Here is a 22,380-nt window from a genome sequence, read left to right as displayed (position 1 = left end):
CAATAAAACTGACAAAGTCCTGATCGGGGGATAAGTCTGAAATCTTTGCTACCGCAAATGGTTTACTTTGTCAGTTTTGGTTGTTATTAAAATTACAAAATTTTCAATGAACAAATCTAAAGGCTCCGCAAGTCTTCTTATCAGCAACGCTTCGCAAATGCCTCTCGACTTTGCGACATATAAATTTAATAAAAAAGCAACTAAAATCCAGTGCTATTATAATTTAAAAACGTATTAAAAAAATTCTGCAAAGTCTGGAGACGATTGCGAAGCTTTTAAAAAACATTTTTCATGAACTATTTATATGCCCGGTTGCTTCTTTAAAAAATAGAAAAGCCGTTGGAATTTTTGATTTCAACGGCTTTTTTATTGTTTATATTTTGTCTATGCTTCCTTCTCCATATTAATCATGTGTGCCATATTCTTAATCACATTGTCATGCTTTTTAACAAACGGATTGGTCTCGTCCCAGACATATCCGGCCAAAACTGCACAGATTTTTCTTTTTACATCCGGGTTTTCTGGCTGATGGAAAAATAAAGTTTGCAGATTTCCGGTATACCATTCTTTTACATAGGTGGTAAACACGCCAATTCCACTTTTCATATAACCGGTAAATTCAGTTTCCCAATCCACGTTTTCGCCTTTCAATTCTTTGTGAATTAATTTGGCAGCCAGAATTCCTGATTCGGTTGCAAAAGCAACACCGGAGGAAAAAACAGGATCTAAAAATTCTGAACTGTTACCGGTTAGTGCAAATCCATCGCCGTACATTTTCTTTACCGAACGGGAATAGTTTTCCAATTTTACAGGTTCAAAAAGAAAATCAACATCACCAAAACGTTTGATGTAATAATCAGACAATTGAATGGCATTACGCAATGCATCCGCATTACTTTTATCGGATAGGGAATTGATAAAAGTGGTAGGGCCAACTACACCAAGGCTAGTATTCCCGTTTGAAAAAGGAATCACCCACAACCACACTTCTGTTTCTAAAATATCAAAAGAAATCAAGGTGCCTTCTTCGCCTTCCGGACGATTCACATCTTTCACATGAGTGAAAATAGACGAATGAGGATCTAATTTTGACGGAGTATCCAAGTCCAACAAACGAGGTAAAACCCTTCCGTAACCACTGGAATCAATAATGAATTTTGCCTTGATTTCTTTTAAATTGCCCTCTTTATCTTTGATAACGGTAGTTGAATTTTTTCCTTCAAAAGTAACAGAGATTACTTCGCTTTCAAACTCTAAATCAACCCCTTTTTTAATGACTTCTTGAGCCAATGTGTTATCGAAATCCGCTCTGGGGACTTGCCAAGTCCAATCCCAACCTTCAGTATATTTTTCACTAAAATCGAAAACACAAATTTCTTCTCCGCGTATAAATCGAGCTCCTAATTTCTTTTCAAAATTCATGGCATCGAGTGCGGGAAACAATCCAACTTCAGCAAAATGGTCCATCACTCTGGGAATCAAACTCTCTCCAACAACGAGTCGAGGAAATTTTGTCTTTTCAACAACTTTTACCGAGACACCGTTGTTAAATAAATAAGATGCGGAAACACATCCCGAAGGTCCGGCCCCAATGACCAATACATCTACTGATTCTGTTGTCATTATTTCTTTTTTTTGTATTTTATAATATAGTATCTTTGCCGTTCAAATGTAATTACATTCCCATTAAATTAAAAATAAATTCTTATAAAATTTATAAATTAAAGTAACTATAATGAGCGTTATTGGAGAATATTTAGACTTGGAACAATTTGTGTCCATCGTTTTTAAAAATGATAAAGCGGAGATAAGTGATAAAGTTTTAGAAAGAGTAAAAGAGAGTTATAGTTTTTTAAAAGAGTTTGCCCAAAATAAGGTGATTTACGGCGTAAACACCGGATTTGGACCAATGGCTCAATACCGAATTAAAAAAGAAGATCAAATTCAGTTACAATACAATTTGATTAGAAGTCATTCATCAGGTACTGGTAAACCTTTAAATCCATATTTTGTAAAGTCGGCTATTTTAGCAAGATTAAATACGCTTTCATTAGGTAATTCAGGGGTTCATCCTTCAGTTATTCATTTAATGAAGGAGTTCATCAATCGTGATATTACACCTTTAATTTTTGAACATGGTGGCGTAGGAGCAAGTGGCGATTTGGTTCAATTAGCTCATTTAGCGTTAGTTTTGATCGGTGAAGGTGAAGTGTTTTACAAAGGCGAAAGAAAGGCCACGCAAGAAGTATTTAAAATTGAAAATCTTCAGCCTATACAAGTTGAAATCCGTGAAGGATTAGCTTTAATGAACGGGACTTCTGTGATGACAGGAATTGGTGTTGTAAATGTTTTTAACGCTCAAAAATTAATCGACTGGGTCGTAAAATGTTCTTGTGCTATTAATGAAATTGTTTCAGCATATGATGATCATTTGTCTGCCGAATTAAATGAAACAAAACTGCATTTTGGACAACAGGAAATCGCCCAAAAAATGCGAACAAATTTAAAAGACAGTCAACTCATTCGAAAAAGAGAAGATCATCTGTATTCCGGCGAAAATACGGAAGATGTTTTCAAAGAAAAAGTACAAGAATATTATTCGTTGCGTTGCGTACCACAAATATTGGGACCGGTTTTAGACACAGTGAAATCGGTTGCTTCTGTGTTGGAAAAAGAAATAAATTCAGCCAATGACAACCCGATTGTTGATGTAAAAAACAAACATGTTTATCATGGTGGTAATTTCCATGGCGATTATATTTCACTTGAAATGGACAAGTTAAAACTCGTAATCACAAAATTAACAATGCTGTCTGAAAGACAATTAAATTATCTTTTGAATTCAAAATTGAACGAAATCTTGCCTCCTTTTGTTAATTTAGGTACTTTAGGGTTTAATTTTGGTATGCAAGGTGTTCAATTTACGGCCACATCAACAACAGCTGAAAACCAGATGTTGTCTAATCCAATGTATGTGCACAGTATTCCCAACAATAATGATAATCAAGATATTGTGAGCATGGGAACCAATGCGGCGGTAATTACGGGTAAAGTAATTGAAAATGCTTTTGAAGTAGTAGCCATAGAAGCTATAACGATAGTTCAGGCGATTGATGCATTGGGATATGATGCAAAAGTGTCATCGGTTACCAAAAAGTTATACGATGATGTACGTTCAATCGTTCCAAAATTTAAGGAAGATCAAGTGATGTATCCTTTTGTTCAAAAGGTAAAAGAACATTTGATGTCAATATAAATTAGTACTAACCATAACATTTATAAACATGAAAAAGCTTACACTTTTAATGGTTTTGTTTGTTCAGTTCATTTCTGCACAAGAACTTGCACTTGTAAAACAAGGGGATAAATTTGGCTATATTACTAAAGCCGGAGAATATGCAATTTTGCCAAAATTTAAAGACGCCAAAAATTTTTCAGAAGGCATGGCGGCCGCTTTAGATAATGGTAACTGGGGGTTTATTAATGCAAAAGGAGATTGGGCTATTCCGGCTACATTCACTAAAGTGAAATATTTTAACAGTGGTATTTGTTTGGTTGAAAAAGAAAAAAGATGGTTTTATATCGACAAAACAGGGAAAGAACTTCAAATGCCTCCTTCCGAAAAATTATACGATTTTGAAAATGGAGTAGCTTTCATTCGTCAAGGTGACAAAATTGGTTTGATTAATCCAAAAGGCGAAGTGGTTTTACAACCAAAATACCAAGTTATTAAAGGATTTGAAGGTAATTATGCCCGGGTAAAAAACAACGATAAATGGGGGATTATTGATAAGTCCGGAAAAGAGGTTGTCAATACTGAATATGATGAAATTGGAAATTATTACAAAAATACAACATGGGGTAGAAAAGGCGAAGCGTTTGGAATCATAAAAGAAAATGCTTTTAAACAAGTAGATGGGGCAGATAAAATATGGGATTTTTACGCTGAAGACATTACTTACGCCAGAAAAAATAAAAAAATTGGTTTTATCGATATAAATGGAAATTGGGTTATTGAACCAAAGTTTGATAAAGTAAGGGCTTTTTCAAAGTCATTGGCTCCGGCTTTTGATGGAAAAAAATGGGGTTTTATCAACACAAAAGGTGAGTTTGTTGTTCAACCCATGTACGATGATGTGGAAGTTTTTTCTGCAGATGGATTGGCTCCGGTTAAATCTAAAGATTGGGGTTTTATCGATGTAAACGGGAAATTAGTCATTCCTACAAATTATCAAATCACCGCCGTTGGATTCGGTGTTTTTAGAGACGAAGACAAAGGATTTGTTAATGGTTTAGCCAGAGTAAAAGCAAACAAAAAATGGTGTTTTCTAAAAACCGATGGTACAATCTTAGGAAATCAATATTTTGATAACGCTGAACTTTTTCAAAAATAAAATAAGAATAAAATTTATAACATTAGTATGAAGTGTGCATTAGTAACCGGTGGTTCAAGAGGAATTGGAAGTGCTATTTGTCAAAAATTAGCGGAAGAAAGTAATTACCACATCCTTATTAATTACCAAAGTAATAAAGAAGCTGCCGAAAAAACGCTTCAAGAAGTTGTAAACAAAGGAGCAACAGGTGAAATTATTCAATTTAATGTTTCCAATGCAGAGGAAGTAACAACTGCCTTATCTAATTGGCAGGAAAAAAATCCGGAAGCCATTGTCGAAGTTATCGTTAATAATGCAGGTATCACAAAAGACGGCCTTTTTATGTGGATGACACAGGACGATTGGAGTAATGTAGTCAACACCAGTTTGAATGGGTTTTTTAATGTCACCAATTTTTTCATTCAAAAAATGCTTCGCAATAAATATGGTCGAATAGTCAATATGGCCTCGGTTTCCGGTGTAAAAGGAACTGCAGGTCAAACCAATTATTCAGCGGCTAAAGGTGCTATTGTGGCTGCTACCAAAGCCTTGGCTCAAGAAGTTGCCAAGCGTAATATTACGGTGAATGCTGTAGCTCCCGGATTTATTCGCACAGATATGACCGGTTCGCTTGATGAAAACGAATTAATTAAATTAGTACCTGTAAACCGATTTGGTGAAGCCGAAGAGGTGGCGGATTTAGTAAGTTTTTTAGTTTCAAAAAAGGCTGGATATATTACCGGAGAAGTGATTAATATTAATGGAGGAATATATTCTTAAAATACAGGAATACGCATGGATAAAAGAGTAGTTATTACCGGAATGGGAATTTATTCCTGCATTGGAACTTCGTTAGACGAAGTGAAACAATCACTCTACGAAGGCAAATCAGGAATAATTTATGACCAGGAAAGGAAAGATTTTGGATTTCGTTCTGCCTTAACAGGAAAAGTGCCAAGACCCGATTTAAAAGCGTTACTCAGTCGCAGACAGCGAATCAGTATTGGCGAAGAAACGGAATATGCCTATATGGCTACCATCGAAGCCTTACGAAATGCTAACATTGATGATAGCTTTTTTGACACAAATGAAGTTGGAATTCTCTATGGAAACGATAGTGTTTCTATGGCAATTATAGAAGCTACCGATATTATTCGTGAAAAGAAAGACACTACTTTAATTGGTTCAGGTGCTATTTTTAAATCGATGAATTCTACCGTAACGATGAATTTATCTACAATTTTCAGATTGAGAGGGATTAATTTAACGGTTAGTGCTGCCTGTGCAAGTGGTTCACATTCCATTGGGTTAGGGTATCATCTGATAAAAAGTGGTTTGCAAGACACAATCATTTGTGGTGGAGCTCAAGAAATCAACAAATATGCCATGTCTAGTTTTGACGGATTAGGCGTTTTTTCTTTAGATGAAGCAAATCCAAGCAAAGCTTCACGACCATTTGATGCTAAACGAGACGGTTTAGTTCCAAGTGGAGGTGGTGCAACGTTAATATTGGAAAGTTATGAATCTGCTGTCAAACGAGGAGCACCAATTATTGCCGAAGTAATTGGTTATGGATTTTCATCCAACGGCGGTCATATTTCAACTCCAAACGTAGATGGTCCTTCTACAGCTATGAAACGAGCGATGGCTCAGGCAAATGTTACACCGGATCAAATTGATTACATTAATGCACACGCTACTTCAACCCCAGTTGGTGATGGAAATGAAGCAAAAGCAATTTTTGAAATTTTTGGAGAAAACAACACGCCTGTAAGCTCTACTAAATCAATGACCGGGCACGAATGCTGGATGGCTGGAGCCAGTGAAGTGATTTATTCTATCCTGATGATGCAACATTCTTTTATTGCTCCAAATATCAATTTTGAAAATCCGGATGAAGATTCTGCTAAATTAAATATTGTTAAAAGTACGATAAATACAAAAATTAATATATTTTTGTCGAATTCCTTTGGTTTCGGAGGAACAAATTCAGCACTTGTAGTTAAAAAAGTATAATTTTAAAAAATGAATAAAGCAGATATTATTGAAACTATTAATGGTTTCTTAGTTGAGGAGTTTGAGGTAGATAGAGATACAATTTCTCCCGAAGCTAATTTAAAAGACACACTTGGATTAGATAGTTTGGATTATGTTGATTTGGTTGTAACAATAGAAGCTAATTTTGGTGTAAAACTAGGAGAGGCAGATTTTGTTGGAATTGCCACTTTTCAAAACTTTTATGATTTAATTGAAAATAAGATTAAAGTAAAAGAAAACGCTTAACCACCATGAGCAAGTGGGACGGAAAATCGAGAGGAACACTACTGGGTTATAAGATTTTTGTTTTTTGTATAAAGAAGTTAGGAATTAAAGCATCCTATTTTGTGCTTTACTTCGTAGCTTCTTATTATTTTTTATTTCTAAAGAAAAGCAACCAAGCCATTGGCTATTACTTTAAAAACAGATTAGGTTATTCAAATCTTAAAACTAGAGTAGCTGTTTTTAGAAGTTATTTTACCTTCGGGCAAACCATTATTGATAAAACAGCCATTTCTTTCGGTCTTAGAAATCGATTTACGTATGAATTTGACGGTATCGATATACTTAAGAATCTTTTAGCCAAAAAAAATGGGGGTGTACTTATTAGTGCTCACATTGGAAATTTTGAAATTGCAGAACATTTTTTGGCGGATATCGACTTAGATTGTCAAATTAGCTTAGTAACAACTGATTTAGAGCATACCGTTATCAAAGATTATTTGGAGAGTATAGCCCAAAAATCATCAATAAAATTTATTTTGGTTAAAGAGGATATGTCCCATATCTTTGATATTAATAATGCATTGGCAAACAATGAATTAATTTGTTTTACCGGTGATCGCTATTTTCAAGGAACAAAATGTTTGACCGAACAAATTCTAGGGAAAGAGGCAAATTTTCCGGCAGGACCATTTTTAATTGCTTCCAGATTGAAAGTTCCGGTAGTTTTTGTGTATGTCATGAAAGAAAAAAACCTGCATTATCATCTTTATGCCAGAGAAGCAAACACTAAATACCGCGATGAAAAAGGGCTGTTAAAGGCCTATATAGAAAGTGTAGAATCAATGCTGAAAAAATACCCGTTGCAATGGTTCAATTATTTTGATTTTTGGGACGATATAAAAAACTAACTAAATAATGATAGCTAATCAAATTCTAGTTAGCTGACCAACTAAATAAACTATGGAAGAATTTGACTCAATCATTATAGGTTCAGGGGCAGGAGGGTTAACCACAGCTCTTTGTTTAGCAAGAGCCGGACAAAAAGTTTTGGTGTTAGAACAACACGATGTTCCGGGTGGATGGTGCCATAGTTTTACCTTAAACGGGCAGCGTTTTAGCCCCGGAGTACATTACATCGGATTACTGGCAGAAGGTCAATCTACTAATCAACTCTATAAAAGTTTGGGAATTGCCAATGACCTGATTTTTTTCAGGATGAATAAAAATGGATATGACCATTGTCATGTAGGTGATTATCAATTTGATTATCCGGCCGGAATTGAAAATCTAAAAAACAAACTGGCTGCCGAATTTCCACAAGAAGCAAAAAACATCAGAGAATATCTTTCTTTAATTGAAAAAGTAAATTACGAACTTCAACTAATTCCAAAATTAAAAGGACTTTGGCAAAAAGTCACAGTTCCTTTTCGCACGAAACATTTTGGAAAGTTTGCATTATTTTCATTAAAGCGAGTAATTGGATGGCATGTTAAAGATCCTCTTGTGAAAGCAATATTAAATGCTCAGTGTGGAGATCACGGTCTTCCACCCAATCGAGCAAGTTTCCCGGTTCATTGTTCAGTTATGAATCATTACTTTGAAGGGGGCTATTACCCAATGGGTGGAGGCGGTGGAATAGTTAAAGCGATGACCACCAAAATTAAAAGTTATGGAGGTGTGGTCAGAACTAAGCAAAAGGTGAGTAAAATTTTGCTGTCAGATAAAAAAGCAATTGGAGTGCAAATGCTTGACGGGAAACAACTATTTGCCAAAAACATCATTTCAAATGCAGACCCATCTACCACTTTTCTTAAGCTAATTGGTGGAGAGAATTGCAGTAAAAAACTGCTCAAAAGACTTGATAAAACAAGGTATTCCGTAACTTCTTTAATTTTATTTTTGACAGTTGATTTGGATGTAACACAATTTGGAATTGATTCCGGAAATATTTGGAAATTTAAAGATGATAATATTGACGGTCATTTTGATGAACTTACAAAAGGAAATATTACAGAAGGTAAAGAGTTTCCGGCTCTGTTTATGAGTTGCACCACACTTAAAGATCCGGTAAGTTTTAATGGAAGGTACCACAATTTTGAAATTGTAACCTATGTAGATTTTGATAGTTTCAAACAGTTTAATCAAGAAAAATATCACACACCGGAATACGAATTATTTAAGAATAAAATCATAGATAAATTCTTAAATACGGTTGAGAAATTAATTCCAACAGTCAGAGAGCATATTGTGCAAGCCGAATTGGGAACCCCTAAAACAAACCAATTTTATATCAACAGTACCAGAGGGAATGTATACGGAACCGAAAAAACATTGCGACAAATAGGTCCTTTTGCCTATAAAAATCAAACCGAATTTGAAAATCTTTATCTCTGCGGAGCAAGTACACTTTCACATGGTGTTACAGGTGCAAGCTATTCCGGTTTGGAAGCGGCTGCCAAAATATTAAATTTCAAATCAACCGATTTTTTGATAGAAGATGAATCACAAAAAATAACCATTTTCGATGCAGAGGATTCTTCTACATGGAATGAGTATGTTTTGGCTAAACGCGAAGATAAAATCAGAACTTTTAAAGAAGTAAAAATTTAATTTACTTAATATATTTTTTATATCTTTAAAAACAAACGAAAGGAACAATGAAGCAATGAAAAATGTTATTGTAATCTATTACACGCAATCCGGTCAATTAGAAAAAATTGCTCAAAATATTGCCAAACCACTTTTGAATGACCAAGAAATTTCGGTTACTTTTTACAACATAGAGATGGAAAAGCCTTTTCCTTTTCCCTGGCCAAAAGCTGACTTTTTTGATGCTTTTCCTGAGTCTTTTTTGCAAATTCCGGCACCAATTCATAGCCCTTCACAAGATCTTTTAAATAAAAAGTATGATTTGGTTATTTTGGCCTACCAAGTTTGGTATTTAACGCCGTCTATTCCAATTAATTCATTTTTAAAAAGTGACTTTGGTCAGCAAATTATCAAAGATACACCTGTTGTAACCGTGATTGGTGCAAGGAACATGTGGATAATGGCTCAGGAAAAAATGAAAAAATCATTAATAGAAGCCAATGCCAAATTGGTTGGAAATATTGCGTTAGTCGACAGACACATCAATCATATCAGTGTAATTACAATTGTGCATTGGATGTTTACTGGAAAACAAACCAACTATTTAGGAATTTTTCCTAAGCCTGGAGTTGCCGATGAAGAAATTTCAAATTCATCCAAATTTGGAGAAATTATCTTAAAATATTTAAAATCAAATCACTTTGAATCACTTCAAAATGAGCTTGTGGCTAATGATGCAGTTGAAATTAGACCATTTTTAATTGAAATGGATAAAAAGGCCAATAAAATGTTTACTAAATGGGCAAATTTGATTGTGAAAAAAAACAGCTCAAGACAAACATGGTTAAAATTCTTTAACATATATTTGTTCGTGGCAATATGGATAATTTCACCAATTGTCTATATATTGCACCTTTTTTCGATTCCTTTTAAAACTAACCAAATTAAGAAAGAAAAAACTTACTATAAACAGGTTTGATCTGACAACTGAATACATATGTTTGACGTTTACATAACAAAATCCGGAAAATTTTTGCCAAACAAAGCTGTTTCTAATGACGAAATGGAATCTTTTTTGGGTTTAATCAATAATTCCGCATCAAAAGCAAGAAAAATTATTCTTCGTAAAAACGGAATTGTTTCCAGATATTATGCCTTAGATGAAAATAGTGTTCCAACACACACCAATGCAGAATTAACGAATTTGGCTATAGAAACCTTGTATGATGAATCATTTAGATCAACCGATGTAGAAGTGCTTTCTTGCGGAACATCAACTCCGGATAATCTGCTCCCATCGCATGCTGCGATGGTTCATGGATTGATGAAAAATAAATCGGTAGAATTAAATTCGTCTTCGGGAGTATGTAATGCCGGTATGAATTCATTAAAGTTTGGTTACCTTTCGGTGAAGTCAGGAAATTCAAAAAATGCGGTTTGTACCGGTTCTGAAAGAGTTTCAACTTGGTTACTTGCCGATAAATATGAAGCAGAGATTGTTCATGAACAAAGCATTGAAGAACATCCTATATTAGCTTTCAAAAAAGATTTTCTTCGATGGATGCTTTCTGATGGAGCAGCTGCTTTTTTATTAGAAAATAAACCCAAAGGTAAAACCCCATTAAAAATTGAATGGATGGAAGCATTCTCCTATGCTCACGAATTGGAAGCATGTATGTATGCCGGCGGAGATAAAATGGAAAATGGTGAAATCAAACCCTGGAGTGATTTTCATTCCAATGAATGGTTAGAACAATCGATTTTTGCTATCAAACAAGATGTGAAATTGTTAGACAAATATATTTTGGAAAAAGGAGCAGAGAGTATGAAAGCTGCTCTGGATAAAAACAATATTAGTCCAAATGAAATTAATTATTTTCTACCCCATGTTTCTTCGTATTATTTTGTTGATAAATTAGCAAAGTCACTTGCCGAAAAAGGAATTGAAATTCCAATGGAAAAATGGTTCATGAATTTAAAAAATGTAGGAAATGTAGGCTCAGCATCTATTTTTTTAATGGTTGAGGAAATTATGAACTCAGGAAAATTAAAAAAAGGTGATAAATTATTACTTTCAGTTCCTGAGAGTGGTCGTTTTTCGTATGCTTACGCTTATTTAACTGTTTGCTAAATGGAAAAGGTTACTTTGCCTATTTTAAATAAAAACTTTGTAGAAAATTTAATTCCGCAAAAATTTCCATTTGTAATGGTGGACAAGTTAATTGATTTCAAGGAAAATGAAATTGTAGTTGGTTTAACTGTTCCAGAAAATAATATTTTTGTAAAAGACGCTGTTTTTCAAGAATCAGGTTTAATTGAACACATGGCTCAATCAGTAGCTTTGTATACCGGCTACCAGTTTTATTTGAAACAACAACCTGCTCCGGTGGGATATATCGGTTCTATAAAAAGTATCGAAATCAGTCAATTACCAAAAATAAAAGATGAAATAGTAACATTCGTAACAGTTCTTCATGAATTTATGGGAGTAACTTTAGTGGATATTTCATCAAAAGTAAACGGTGTCGAAATTGCCAAAGGTCAAATGAAAACTGTTTTAGCAAATTAAATTATGCAACCTCTGGAAAATTTAATCGAAATACAAAATTATCTGCCCCATCGTGCACCCATGTTGATGGTTGATTATATTGTTGAGTTTAATGAAAATGAGGTAGTTACAATTTTTGAAATTAAAAATAATAATCTTTTTGTTGACAATTCTGTTTTTACAGAAATTGGATTAATTGAAAATGCGGCACAAACTTGCTCGTCTATTGTTGCGAAATCCTATTTTATTGATGATAATCACAATGAAAAGAAAGATGTTAGTGTCGTGGGATTTATCAGCGGAATCAAAAAATTACAAGTTCATTCTTTACCAATAGTCGGAAATACAATTCAGACCAAAGCGGTTTTAATTTCCAGATTTGATGCCGATGAATACAAAATTTGTAGTATGAAATGCACTACGTATTTTGAAACCCTATTACTTTTTGAAGCCGAGTTGAATCTCTTTATCCAGAAAACGAATTAATGAAAAAGGAAGAAGTACCTCAGGATAAGGGCAATTTGTCCAAAAATAACATCAAAGAGTTGTGTTATGCAATCGATGAAAATGGAAACTATACCACAGCTTTAAGCACAGGCTGGGAACCAAAAACCATCGCTTTGCAAAATTCTATTCAAGATATTAATGAACGTATCGAAAATGCAAGAGTAGATGTTAAAAACGGTAAAATAAGTCCAATTGTATATTTTATGGAGCTACATAAAATGGATTGGGTTGTGTTGTCTTCTTATGTTGGAATGTGGATTTGGAGAGTAAAAAGACACCGAAAACCAGCTGTTTTTAAACGATTAAGCAATAAAGTCTTATCTAAATATGCTGAAGCTTTTGAGATTTCAATCGAGGAGCTAAAAAATTTTAAGGGAGAATAATGGAAACAAATTTTATTCATCATCAATCCGCTCACTGCGAAAATGGTGTTGCTTCCAATCTCTTGAAGCATCGTGGAATTAACATTAGCGAACCAATGGTTTTTGGAATTGGTTCCGGAATATTGTTTTTCTACCTTCCTCTTTTAAAAGTAAATCATGCTCCGGCAATCAGTTACCGACCAATGCCGGGTTTTATTTTCAACAGAGCCGCCAAAAGACTTGGAATAAAAGTAAAACGCGTTAAATTTTCAAACGAAAAAAGTGCTCAAATTGCTTTAGAAGAAAATTTAAAAAACAATATTCCAACCGGCTTGCAAGTGGGGGTTTACCATCTAACCTATTTTCCTGATGAGTATCGTTTTCACTTTAATGCTCACAATTTAGTGGTTTATGGTAAAAAAGATAATCATTTTTTAATTAGTGATCCGGTAATGGAAACTGTAACTACTTTAACAGAAGCGGAACTCGAAAAGGTGCGTTTTGCTAAAGGTGCATTAGCTCCAAAAGGTCAAATGTATTATCCAATTCATATTCCTACAGAAATTGATTGGGAAGGTGCCATCAAAAAAGGTATCAAAAATACGTGCCGAGAAATGCTCGCACCGGTTCCAATCGTAGGCGTAAAAGGTATTAGAACCGTTGCCAAAAATATTCCGAAATGGGCTAACAAAAAAGGAAATAAAATTGCGAACCATTACCTCGCACAAATGGTTCGAATGCAAGAGGAAATTGGCACAGGAGGTGGAGGGTTTCGATTTATTTATGCTGCTTTTTTACAAGAAGCTGCTCCGATACTAAAAAATGATAAATTGTATGAACTTTCCAAAGAAATGACCAAAATTGGCGATTTGTGGAGAGATTTTGCCGTAAATGCTTCTCGAGTTTATAAAAACAGAAGTAATCAAACCGATGTTTACAATAGTCTTTCAAAAGAACTTTTGCATATTGCCGATTTAGAAGAAAATTTCTTTAAGATGCTCAAAAAAGCTATATAAGCTGTCATGAAAAAGTCCATCATTCATATCGACCAACTTTTTAAAAAATATAAAGATGCCGATGATTTTTCGATAAATAATCTAAATTTGATTATTGAAGAAAAGGAAATATTTGGATTGTTGGGGCCAAACGGAGCAGGAAAAACAACGTTACTTTCTGTACTTTGCGGTTTAATAAAACCTACTTCGGGAAAATTTTCTATCAACGATTTATCCTATCAAAATAACGCTACCGAAATTAAAAAATTAATGGGTGTTGTTCCGCAGGAATATGCGTTGTATCCCACCTTAACAGCAAGAGAAAATTTGTTGTATTTTGGTAGTATGTATGGTTTGAAAGGAAAAGAATTGAAATCAAAACTTGAATTATCGCTTGAACATTTAGGTTTATTGAAGTTTGCCGATAAAAAAGTAGAAACTTTCTCCGGAGGAATGAAAAGACGTGTCAACCTGATTGCCGGAATTTTACACAATCCGTTGATTTTATTTTTAGATGAACCAACCGTTGGAGTAGATGTTCAATCGAAAAATGTAATTATTGATTACTTGAAAGAACTTAATTCTAAAGGAACTACCATCATTTATACTTCTCATCATTTAGTGGAAGCTCAAGATTTTTGCACGCAAATTGCCATTATCGATAGAGGTAAAATTTTTGCACAAGGAACACCAAAGCAATTGATTGCTCAAACAGAAAACGCTTCGAATTTAGAAGATGTTTTTATTTCATTAACAGGAAAAGAACTTCGTGATGTTATATAAGTTTTTCATGTCGGTCTACAAAGAAACGCTTCTGCTTAAAAGAGATTTTGGCGGTTTAGTTATACTTTTCGTAATGCCTTTGATACTTATCATTACCATCACTTTAATACAAGACGGTACCTATAAATCGATGTCAGATGTAAAAATTCCGATTTTGTTAGTGGATAACGATAATGATACGATTTCGAAAACCGTTCGTAAAAATTTAAATGAAAGTGGTTCGTTTGAAGTGCTTTCACAGTTGAAAGGTAAAAATATTACGGAAGAAATTGCCCAAGATGCCGTTTTTAAAGGAAAATATCAATTAGCAATCATCATTCCGGAAAAATTAAGTTCCGATTTACAATTAAAAGTAAATCAAAATGTGGATCGAATCGTAAGTTCATTTGGCTTAACTGATTCAACATCTACTAATGTTAAAAATCAAACAATTGAACCCAAAGAAATAAAATTATATTTTGACCCTGCCACACAATTGTCATTCAAAAATGGGGTAAAAAACGCCATTGATAAAATGATTTCGCAAATCGAAACAAGATCGATATATACTACTTTTCAAGAACAATTAGGTGAAGGTGATGAACCTGTTTTTGAACAGGAAAGTTTTATTTCGTTTAAAGAAATTGTGCCAACTATCAATAATAAAGAAATTTTACCCAACTCAGTACAGCATAATGTCCCGGCTTGGACGTTGTTTGCGATTTTTTTCATCGTAGTGCCGCTTTCCATAAACATAGTGAAAGAAAAAAGCCAAGGAACTCTTGTGCGTTTAATTACCAATCCTGTACCTTACGCCGTGGTTATTGCCGGAAAAACAGCAACTTATTTGGTAATTTGTATGATTCAATTTTATTTGATGGTAGCCGTTGGAGTTTTTCTTTTTCCACATATTGGTTTACCCGCTTTAGATGTGAATGGAAAATTATTTTTAATGAGTATCGTAGCCATTTTTGCCGGATTGGCAGCGGTTGGTTTCGGAATTTTGTTGGGGACATTAGCCAAAACCCAAGAACAATCGGCTCCTTTTGGAGCAACTTCGGTGGTGATTTTAGCAGCAATGGGAGGTGTTTGGATTCCGGTTTTTGCCATGCCAAAAGTGATGCAATTCATCGCACATATTTCGCCAATGAACTGGGGATTGAATGCTTTTTATGATGTTTTGCTACGAAATGGTGGAATTTTAGAAATTTTGACTGAAATAAGTTTATTACTTTTGTTTTTTATAATCACAGTAACTATTGCAATCGCATATGACAAAAAGAAAAGAGCAGTTTGATGAAGCTACGCAATTAACCATTTCCAAAGATATCAGAGTAAGATTTAACGAAACCGACCCTTTAGGCATCGTTTGGCATGGCTATTATATTACTTATTTTGAAGATGGTCGTGAAGCTTTTGGTCGTGAGCATGGTATTTCCTATCTCGATGTGCATAAATATGGTTTTACAACGCCAATTGTAAAATCGGTTTGTGAACATAAATTGTCATTGCGATATGGTGACGTAGCCCGAATTGAAACTACTATAATTGACACTCCTGCAGCCAAAATGATTTTTAGATATAAAATTTTCGATGCCAATAATGAAGTGGCTTGTACAGGCGAGACAGTGCAGGTTTTTGTGGATGTAAACGGAAATTTATCCCTTAATAACCCTCCATTTTATGAAGAATGGAAAAGAAAAGTGGGACTTTTGAAATAATTTTTCATGAATAACAAAAGTGTTTATATTACCCAAACCAATTGCATTACTCCGCTCGGATTTGATGTGAATTCGAATTGGGATGCGCTTCAGCAAGGAAAAAGCGGAATAAAATTGCATAAAAATGTTGGAAATTTGGAGCAGTTTTATGCTTCAATCATTTCTACTACTGAGTTGAATGAGGTTTTCGATAAAACGGTTTTTCCTTTTTCTGTTTCGGATAAAAAGTTTACCAAATTAGAAAAAATGTTGCTTTTGGCTTTGTTGCCTTTGGTAGAAAAACATCAAATTTCTAATCGAACAGCATTTGTTTTTTCTACTACCAAAGGAAATATCAGTTCGTTAGAATTAGAGTCAAATCCGGTTAAAGAAGCTCAATTGGCTTTCTTAGCCAAAAAAATAAGCTCATTATTTGGTTTTACAACAGAACCTATAGTGCTTTCAAATGCATGTGTTTCTGGCGTTTTAGCAATTGCTGTGGCCAAACGAATGATTCAAGTTGGTGTGTATGACGATGCATTTATTTTAGCCGGAGATGAAGTTTCGGAATTTGTATTGTCCGGATTTAATTCGTTCCAAGCCATGAGTGAAATGCCTTGTAAACCCTATGATTCAGACAGAAATGGAGTAACTTTAGGCGAAGCAACTGCAGCGGTGTATCTAACTTCCGACAATAATAAAGTTGAATCAAACGCTATAAAAATTTGTGGTGACGGTGCGATTAATGATGCTAATCATATTTCCGGTCCATCCAGAACAGGTGAAGGATTATATAAAAGCATTGAAAGTGCGATAAGGGAAGCGAATATTACAGTCAAAGAAATCGACTATATTTCTGCTCACGGAACAGCAACTTTATACAATGATGAAATGGAAGCGATTGCTTTTAATAGACTACATTTGCAAAATGTTCCTGTTAACAGCCTTAAAGGATTTTACGGTCACACATTAGGAGCTTCCGGTTTGTTGGAAACAGTTATCGCGATTGAAAGTGCTAAACGAAACCATTTGATTATGTCAAAAGGATTTCAGCATGACGGAACATCGCAATCAATCGCCGTGATAAAAGAAAATAAACCGGCTGAAATCAATTATTTTTTAAAAACGGCTTCCGGTTTTGGCGGATGCAATACAGCAGTAATTTTTAAAAAATTAAATTAATTTGAAAAGTCAATTTACTATAACAAATTCGTGCAAAATTGAGTCAAATATTATTTTTTTCAATGAAGAAAAAATATTTGAAACAGAGGGAGATTCATTTGCAGAATTTGCTAAGTCTGTTTATAAAAAATTCGGAATAAATTATCCAAAATTTTTTAAAATGGACAATTTGAGTAAATTAGCATTTTTAGCATCTGAAGTTTTGCTGAGTGAACAAATAATTGCAGAAGCCGAAAACAATGTTGCTTTGGTTTTTGCCAACCGTTCATCTAGTTTAGATACTGACGTAAAGTTTCAACAGTCTATTGATGACAAAGAAAATTATTATCCGAGTCCGGCTGTTTTTGTTTATACATTACCAAATATTTGTGTAGGAGAAATAAGCATTAAACATCAATTGAAATCGGAGAATGCTTTTTTTGTGTTTGAAGAAAATAATGAAGTATTTTTGACGCAGTATGCAACATCGCTTTTACAAAACAAAAAAGCCACAAAAGTGCTTTGCGGATGGGTGGAATATTTTGACGAAAGCTATTTAGCAAAACTATTTATAGTAGAATAATAAGTAAAGAATTAATAATTATATGGAAGCATTAAAGCAAGAATTAAAGGAAAAAATTATAGCAGCATTAAATTTAGAACACATTTCTGTTGAGGAATTTGATGATAATGAAACATTGTTTGGAGACGGAATTGGTTTAGATTCTATTGATGCCTTGGAGTTAATCGTTTTGTTAGACAAAGATTATGGTATCAAATTAACTGACCCGAAAGAAGGAAAAACCATTTTTCAATCAGTGGAAACAATGGCCAATTACATCTCAGCAAATCGTACAAAATAAGAATTGTTAATGAATAAAAGAGTTGCAATAACCGGAATGGGAATCATTTCTTCGATAGGAAATTCTGTTGAAGAAAACTTCCAGTCGTTAATAAACGGTAAAACCGGAATTTCTACTATTGAAAATTTAGAAACAATTCATAAAGAGGTAATTATGGTGGGTGAAATTAAATTAACCAACCAACAATTAGCTAAACAACTCAATTTATCGGAAGATAATAATTTTTCCAGAACAACATTATTAGGAGCGATTGCTGTTCGTGAAGCACTTGAAAATGCCAATGTTAAAGACATCAACGATTGTAGAAGTGGATTTATCTCTGCCACAAGCGTAGGTGGAATGGATTTAAATGAAAAGTATTTTTACGAGTATTATAATGATGAATCGCTTCACAAATACATCAACAGTCATGATGCAGGCGATTCTTCTCATCAAATTGCTGATTATATTGGATTAAAAGGAATGGTAACCACCGTAAGCACTGCTTGTTCGTCAGCTGCCAATGCCATTATGTTGGGATGCAGATTGATTCAATCCGGACAATTAGACCGCGTGATTGTAGGTGGCACTGATGCGTTGGCAAAATTCACCATCAACGGATTTAAAACGTTAATGATTTTATCCGATACCTATAACACACCATTTGATAACGATCGAAAAGGTTTAAATCTCGGTGAAGCAGCTGCTTTTTTAGTGTTGGAATCAGATGAAATTGTACAAAAAAATAATAAAAAAGTATTGGCTTATGTCAGCGGTTTTGGCAATGCTAATGATGCTTTTCATCAAACAGCTTCCTCAGAAAATGGTGAAGGAGCTTTTTTAGCCATGCAAAAAGCATTCAAGTTGGCAGATTTAAAACCGGAAGATATAAATTACATCAACGCTCATGGAACGGCTACACCCAACAACGATTTGTCTGAAGGTAGAGCAATATTGAGAATATTTAATAATAAGGTGCCCGATTTTAGTTCCACAAAAGCATTTACAGGGCACACGTTAGCCGCCGCAGCAGCCATTGAGGCAGTGTATAGCGTTTTGGCTCTACAACACAACTTGGTTTTCCCCAATATGAATTTTAAAAAACCAATGGAAGAATTTAATTTGATTCCGCAAACTATATTGAAAGAAAAGAATATTAATCATGTGTTGTCGAATTCGTTTGGTTTTGGAGGAAATTGTTCAACGGTAATATTTTCTAAAAGCGAATGAAAAAGAGTTTTATCAATGGGGTAGGATGCATTTCGGTTCAAAAAACCGTAGATGCAGCTTTTTTAGCTGAAGTTGAACTTACTACCAAGGAAAGTGTTGTATTCGCAAAGCAACCTTCTTATGTAGAGGTAATTTCTCCATCATTCATCAGAAGAATGGCCAAAGGAGTTAAGATGGGAATTTTTACTTCCACACAAGCTTTAAAAGAGGCTAATCTTGCTATGCCCGATGCAATTATTACCGGTACAGGCCTGGGTTGTTTAGAAGATTCCGAAAAATTTCTCAAAGCTATTTTAGATAATAATGAACAGTTTTTAACGCCAACTTCATTTATTCAATCTACACACAACACGGTTGCAGGTCAAATCGCTCTTGGGTTACAATGTAAAGGATATAATTTTACGTATGTAAACGGAGCCGTTTCCTTAGAAACAGCTTTATTGGATGCCAAGCTTCAAATTGAAACTGAGGAAGCCCATTCTGTCTTGGTTGGCGGAATTGACGAAACGGCTCAACATAATATCGATGTACAACGCATGGCCGGTAACATCAAGAAACAAGAAGACTTGCCATGTTCAATTTTAGAACCTACTACAAAAGGAATGATTTTGGGCGAAGGAGCTAGTTTTTTTGTATTGGAAGAGCAACAAAAAGAAAGTTCTTATGCAACTTTAGATGCTATTTCAATACAAAATTCTTTGGAGTTAAACGAAGTGGAGCAGTATGTAAAAACTTTTTTAAACAATAATAAAATCAGTTTAAACGATATTGATTTAGTTGTGCTAGGTAATAATGGTGATGTGGAATTTGATGTTTATTTTAATCAAGTTAGTCATTTTTTTAACCAAACACCACAAGCTTATTTTAAACATTTAAGTGGTGAATTTTATACGGCTAGTGGATTTGGACTATGGATGGCGTTGAATATTTTGAAAGAACAAACTGTTCCTGCCTGTGTAAAAATGAATTCCATCGAAAGAGAAATGTATCAAACTGTTTTACTTTACAATCAATACCGAGGAAAAGACCATAGTTTAACCTTACTTAAAAAATGCTAAAACATAAAAAAATAGTCCTTTTTTGTGTTGCTGTTGTATTGGTTTTGTTCACTTTTACCTTTTTTACAGCAGTTCATTGGATTTTTTTTTTACTTCTTTTTTTAATTTGGTTGGGATTAACCACGTGGGGTTCGTTTGACATTCGATTGAATTATTTTACAAAAGCGTATTGTTCAAAGCCAAATTCTATTTCAAAGGAAATTGCGTTGACGTTTGATGATGGTCCACACGAAATGACCGAAAAAGTACTGGATTTGCTTAAACTATTTAATGTTAAAGCTACTTTTTTTTGTATCGGAAAACAAATCGAAAACAATCCTCAACTTTTTAAGAGAATAATTTCAGAGGGTCATCTGGTAGGAAATCACAGTTTTTCTCATTCCGAAAATTTCGGTTTTTTTTCTTCTCAAAATGTATTGAATGAAATTACAACAACAAATAAATTAGTTCAGCAATGGTCTGGATTAAATATGAAACTTTTCCGTCCGCCTTTTGGCGTTACAAATCCAATGATTGCTAAAGCAATTTCTGAAACAAAACATCATGTTATTGGCTGGAATATTCGTTCGTTAGATACCGTTTATGAAGATGAAAATACTATTTTTGAACGTGTAAAAAATAAAATCAAACCCGGCGGAATCATACTTATGCATGATACTTCTCAAAAATCAGTCAATGTATTGGAACGGTTATTGCTATTTTTGAAAACGGAAAATTATTCTATTGTTTCTGTGGATAAACTTTTAAATCTTTCGGCGTATGAAAATTAAAATGTTGCTTTTTGTTTTGTGTATGAATTTCACTGTTTTTGCTCAAGAACAGAAAATGTCAGCAACTGAAATTTCTTCATTCAAAACCGCTGTTGATAAAGAAACAAAAACTATAAAATCATTAAAAACCGATTTTATTCAATATAAACACTTGAGTTTTTTGTCAAAAGACATTGAAACTTCAGGTAAAATGTATTTGAAATCACCTAATTTATTGAATTGGCAATATACTAATCCCTATCAATACAGTATAATATTTAAAAACAATAAAGTTTACATCAACGATCAAGGAAAAAAAAGCAGCATCAATGCCGGAAACAGTAAAATGTTTGAAAAAATTAATAAGTTAATTGTCGGAAGCGTGAGCGGAAATCTATTTGATGATGAAGAATTTTCCATCGAGTATTTCAAAAATAAAGAATTTTATATCACTAAGTTAACTCCGAAAACAACTACTATAAAAAAGTATATCAAATTAGTAGAATTGTATTTCCCTATTGGCGAATCTACAGTTTCTCAAGTTAGATTAATTGAACCTTCTGACGATTTTACCAAAATTGTTTTTAAAAACAAACAACTCAATGCAAAATTTGATGATTCGGTTTTTAATCAGTAGTGGTTTATTCTTGCTATTTCTTTCATGCAAAACGCATGAAATTCCAAACACAATCAAGATTGATAGTGACCGAAAAAACTTTCAAAATCACTATTTCTCCGATTCTCAAAAAGATTATGTTTATAAAGCCAACATAGAAGTTTACGGAAAGCAGTTGGGTGGAATTTTTGTGGCAAAAAAAATAAATGATACACTTCATCGGGCCGTTTTAACTACTGATTTTGGGAATACATTACTCGATTTTGAAGTTTCAGAAAACAGTTTTAATGTGAATTATTGCGTTGATGATTTGAATAAAAAAATCGTTCTGAATACATTAGAAAAAGATTTTAGATTAGTTTTTAGAGAAAAATATAATATAGAAGAAGTTTTTGAAAATCAAACACATACTATTTATAAAACAAAGTACGGAAATCGTTTTAATTATTTATTCGAGCATAAATCGGATAAAATGTTAACAAAACTTACACACACAACTAAAGTAAAAGAAAAAGTTCTGATTCAGTTTGAAGGAAAAAACACTACTTTTGCCGAAAAAATAATTATTGAACATAAAAACATTAAATTAAAAATTGAATTAAATCAAATTAGTAATTAAATTATCA

At 33.7% G+C, this 22,380-nt stretch carries 25 protein-coding genes; 24 read left to right on the top strand and 1 reads right to left on the bottom strand.

Going from position 1 to position 22,380, the window contains the following annotated elements:
- Nucleotides 1-384: 384 nt before the first annotated feature.
- Nucleotides 385-1,623: an NAD(P)/FAD-dependent oxidoreductase gene (locus EQG68_RS10080; protein WP_129464763.1), complete on the bottom strand. Its 1,239-nt coding sequence runs from the start codon at nt 1,621-1,623 to the stop codon at nt 385-387.
- Between the two features lie 112 nt (nt 1,624-1,735).
- Here EQG68_RS10080 and EQG68_RS10075 point away from each other — a divergent pair, with 112 nt between their 5' ends.
- From EQG68_RS10075 to EQG68_RS09960, 24 genes are all read left to right on the top strand, one after another.
- A complete protein-coding gene (locus EQG68_RS10075; protein ID WP_129464762.1) occupies nt 1,736-3,256 on the top strand; it encodes an HAL/PAL/TAL family ammonia-lyase in 1,521 nt (506 codons plus the stop codon).
- 28 nt (nt 3,257-3,284) lie between these two features.
- The gene (locus tag EQG68_RS10070; protein WP_129464761.1) at nt 3,285-4,394 is read left to right on the top strand and encodes a WG repeat-containing protein; all 1,110 of its coding nucleotides are present in this window, start codon (nt 3,285-3,287) and stop codon (nt 4,392-4,394) included.
- A 27-nt stretch (nt 4,395-4,421) separates the two neighbouring features.
- A complete protein-coding gene (gene fabG / locus EQG68_RS10065) occupies nt 4,422-5,153 on the top strand; it encodes a 3-oxoacyl-ACP reductase FabG (RefSeq protein WP_129464760.1) in 732 nt (243 codons plus the stop codon).
- A 15-nt stretch (nt 5,154-5,168) separates the two neighbouring features.
- The gene (locus tag EQG68_RS10060; protein ID WP_129464759.1) at nt 5,169-6,389 is read left to right on the top strand and encodes a beta-ketoacyl-[acyl-carrier-protein] synthase family protein; all 1,221 of its coding nucleotides are present in this window, start codon (nt 5,169-5,171) and stop codon (nt 6,387-6,389) included.
- Nucleotides 6,390-6,398: 9 nt separating this feature from the next.
- A complete protein-coding gene (locus EQG68_RS10055; protein ID WP_129464758.1) occupies nt 6,399-6,656 on the top strand; it encodes an acyl carrier protein in 258 nt (85 codons plus the stop codon).
- Between the two features lie 5 nt (nt 6,657-6,661).
- Nucleotides 6,662-7,543: an LpxL/LpxP family acyltransferase gene (locus EQG68_RS10050; RefSeq protein WP_129464757.1), complete on the top strand. Its 882-nt coding sequence runs from the start codon at nt 6,662-6,664 to the stop codon at nt 7,541-7,543.
- A gap of 52 nt (nt 7,544-7,595) precedes the next feature.
- Entirely contained in the window at nt 7,596-9,245 is a 1,650-nt protein-coding gene (locus EQG68_RS10045; RefSeq protein WP_129464756.1) for a phytoene desaturase family protein, read from the top strand.
- Nucleotides 9,246-9,300: 55 nt separating this feature from the next.
- On the top strand, nt 9,301-10,203 hold the full coding sequence (locus tag EQG68_RS10040) for an NADPH-dependent FMN reductase family protein (RefSeq protein ID WP_129464755.1): 903 nt from the start codon (nt 9,301-9,303) through the stop codon (nt 10,201-10,203).
- 18 nt (nt 10,204-10,221) lie between these two features.
- Nucleotides 10,222-11,355 (top strand): beta-ketoacyl-ACP synthase III, encoded by a 1,134-nt coding sequence (locus EQG68_RS10035; RefSeq protein ID WP_129464754.1) that lies wholly within the window; start codon nt 10,222-10,224, stop codon nt 11,353-11,355.
- Complete coding sequence (locus EQG68_RS10030) at nt 11,356-11,793, top strand: hypothetical protein (RefSeq protein ID WP_129464753.1); 438 nt, start codon at nt 11,356-11,358, stop codon at nt 11,791-11,793. It begins immediately after the preceding gene.
- A 3-nt stretch (nt 11,794-11,796) separates the two neighbouring features.
- Entirely contained in the window at nt 11,797-12,258 is a 462-nt protein-coding gene (locus tag EQG68_RS10025; RefSeq protein WP_129464752.1) for an ABC transporter permease, read from the top strand.
- Nucleotides 12,258-12,662, top strand: a complete 405-nt coding sequence (locus tag EQG68_RS10020) for a hypothetical protein (RefSeq protein ID WP_129464751.1) — start codon at nt 12,258-12,260, stop codon at nt 12,660-12,662. The genes EQG68_RS10025 and EQG68_RS10020 overlap by 1 nt, the downstream gene beginning before the upstream one ends.
- A complete protein-coding gene (locus tag EQG68_RS10015; RefSeq protein ID WP_129464750.1) occupies nt 12,662-13,657 on the top strand; it encodes a BtrH N-terminal domain-containing protein in 996 nt (331 codons plus the stop codon). The genes EQG68_RS10020 and EQG68_RS10015 overlap by 1 nt, the downstream gene beginning before the upstream one ends.
- Before the next feature lie 6 nt (nt 13,658-13,663).
- Complete coding sequence (locus tag EQG68_RS10010) at nt 13,664-14,419, top strand: ABC transporter ATP-binding protein (RefSeq protein ID WP_129464749.1); 756 nt, start codon at nt 13,664-13,666, stop codon at nt 14,417-14,419.
- Nucleotides 14,420-14,426: 7 nt separating this feature from the next.
- Nucleotides 14,427-15,695, top strand: a complete 1,269-nt coding sequence (locus tag EQG68_RS10005; RefSeq protein WP_129464748.1) for an ABC transporter permease — start codon at nt 14,427-14,429, stop codon at nt 15,693-15,695.
- Nucleotides 15,670-16,119, top strand: coding sequence for an acyl-CoA thioesterase (locus EQG68_RS10000; RefSeq protein ID WP_129464747.1), 450 nt, complete (start codon nt 15,670-15,672; stop codon nt 16,117-16,119). Before EQG68_RS10005 ends, EQG68_RS10000 begins: the two co-directional genes overlap by 26 nt.
- A 6-nt stretch (nt 16,120-16,125) precedes the next feature.
- Nucleotides 16,126-17,280: a beta-ketoacyl synthase N-terminal-like domain-containing protein gene (locus EQG68_RS09995; RefSeq protein WP_129464746.1), complete on the top strand. Its 1,155-nt coding sequence runs from the start codon at nt 16,126-16,128 to the stop codon at nt 17,278-17,280.
- 160 nt (nt 17,281-17,440) lie between these two features.
- Entirely contained in the window at nt 17,441-17,842 is a 402-nt protein-coding gene (locus EQG68_RS09990) for a 3-oxoacyl-ACP synthase (RefSeq protein ID WP_317125519.1), read from the top strand.
- A 22-nt stretch (nt 17,843-17,864) separates the two neighbouring features.
- Nucleotides 17,865-18,122, top strand: a complete 258-nt coding sequence (locus EQG68_RS09985) for a phosphopantetheine-binding protein (protein WP_129464744.1) — start codon at nt 17,865-17,867, stop codon at nt 18,120-18,122.
- A gap of 9 nt (nt 18,123-18,131) precedes the next feature.
- On the top strand, nt 18,132-19,331 hold the full coding sequence (locus tag EQG68_RS09980) for a beta-ketoacyl-[acyl-carrier-protein] synthase family protein (protein ID WP_129464743.1): 1,200 nt from the start codon (nt 18,132-18,134) through the stop codon (nt 19,329-19,331).
- Nucleotides 19,328-20,389, top strand: coding sequence for a beta-ketoacyl synthase N-terminal-like domain-containing protein (locus EQG68_RS09975; protein ID WP_129464742.1), 1,062 nt, complete (start codon nt 19,328-19,330; stop codon nt 20,387-20,389). The genes EQG68_RS09980 and EQG68_RS09975 overlap by 4 nt, the downstream gene beginning before the upstream one ends.
- Complete coding sequence (locus EQG68_RS09970; protein WP_129464741.1) at nt 20,383-21,159, top strand: polysaccharide deacetylase family protein; 777 nt, start codon at nt 20,383-20,385, stop codon at nt 21,157-21,159. Before EQG68_RS09975 ends, EQG68_RS09970 begins: the two co-directional genes overlap by 7 nt.
- A complete protein-coding gene (locus EQG68_RS09965) occupies nt 21,149-21,775 on the top strand; it encodes a LolA family protein (protein ID WP_129464740.1) in 627 nt (208 codons plus the stop codon). The genes EQG68_RS09970 and EQG68_RS09965 overlap by 11 nt, the downstream gene beginning before the upstream one ends.
- Complete coding sequence (locus EQG68_RS09960; protein WP_129464739.1) at nt 21,741-22,373, top strand: hypothetical protein; 633 nt, start codon at nt 21,741-21,743, stop codon at nt 22,371-22,373. The genes EQG68_RS09965 and EQG68_RS09960 overlap by 35 nt, the downstream gene beginning before the upstream one ends.
- The last annotated feature ends 7 nt before the right edge of the window (nt 22,374-22,380 follow it).

The sequence above is a fragment of the Flavobacterium piscinae genome (assembly GCF_004122145.1).
In the GTDB taxonomy this organism is placed as follows: domain Bacteria; phylum Bacteroidota; class Bacteroidia; order Flavobacteriales; family Flavobacteriaceae; genus Flavobacterium; species Flavobacterium piscinae.
This window is presented reverse-complemented; position numbering and strand designations above follow the sequence as displayed.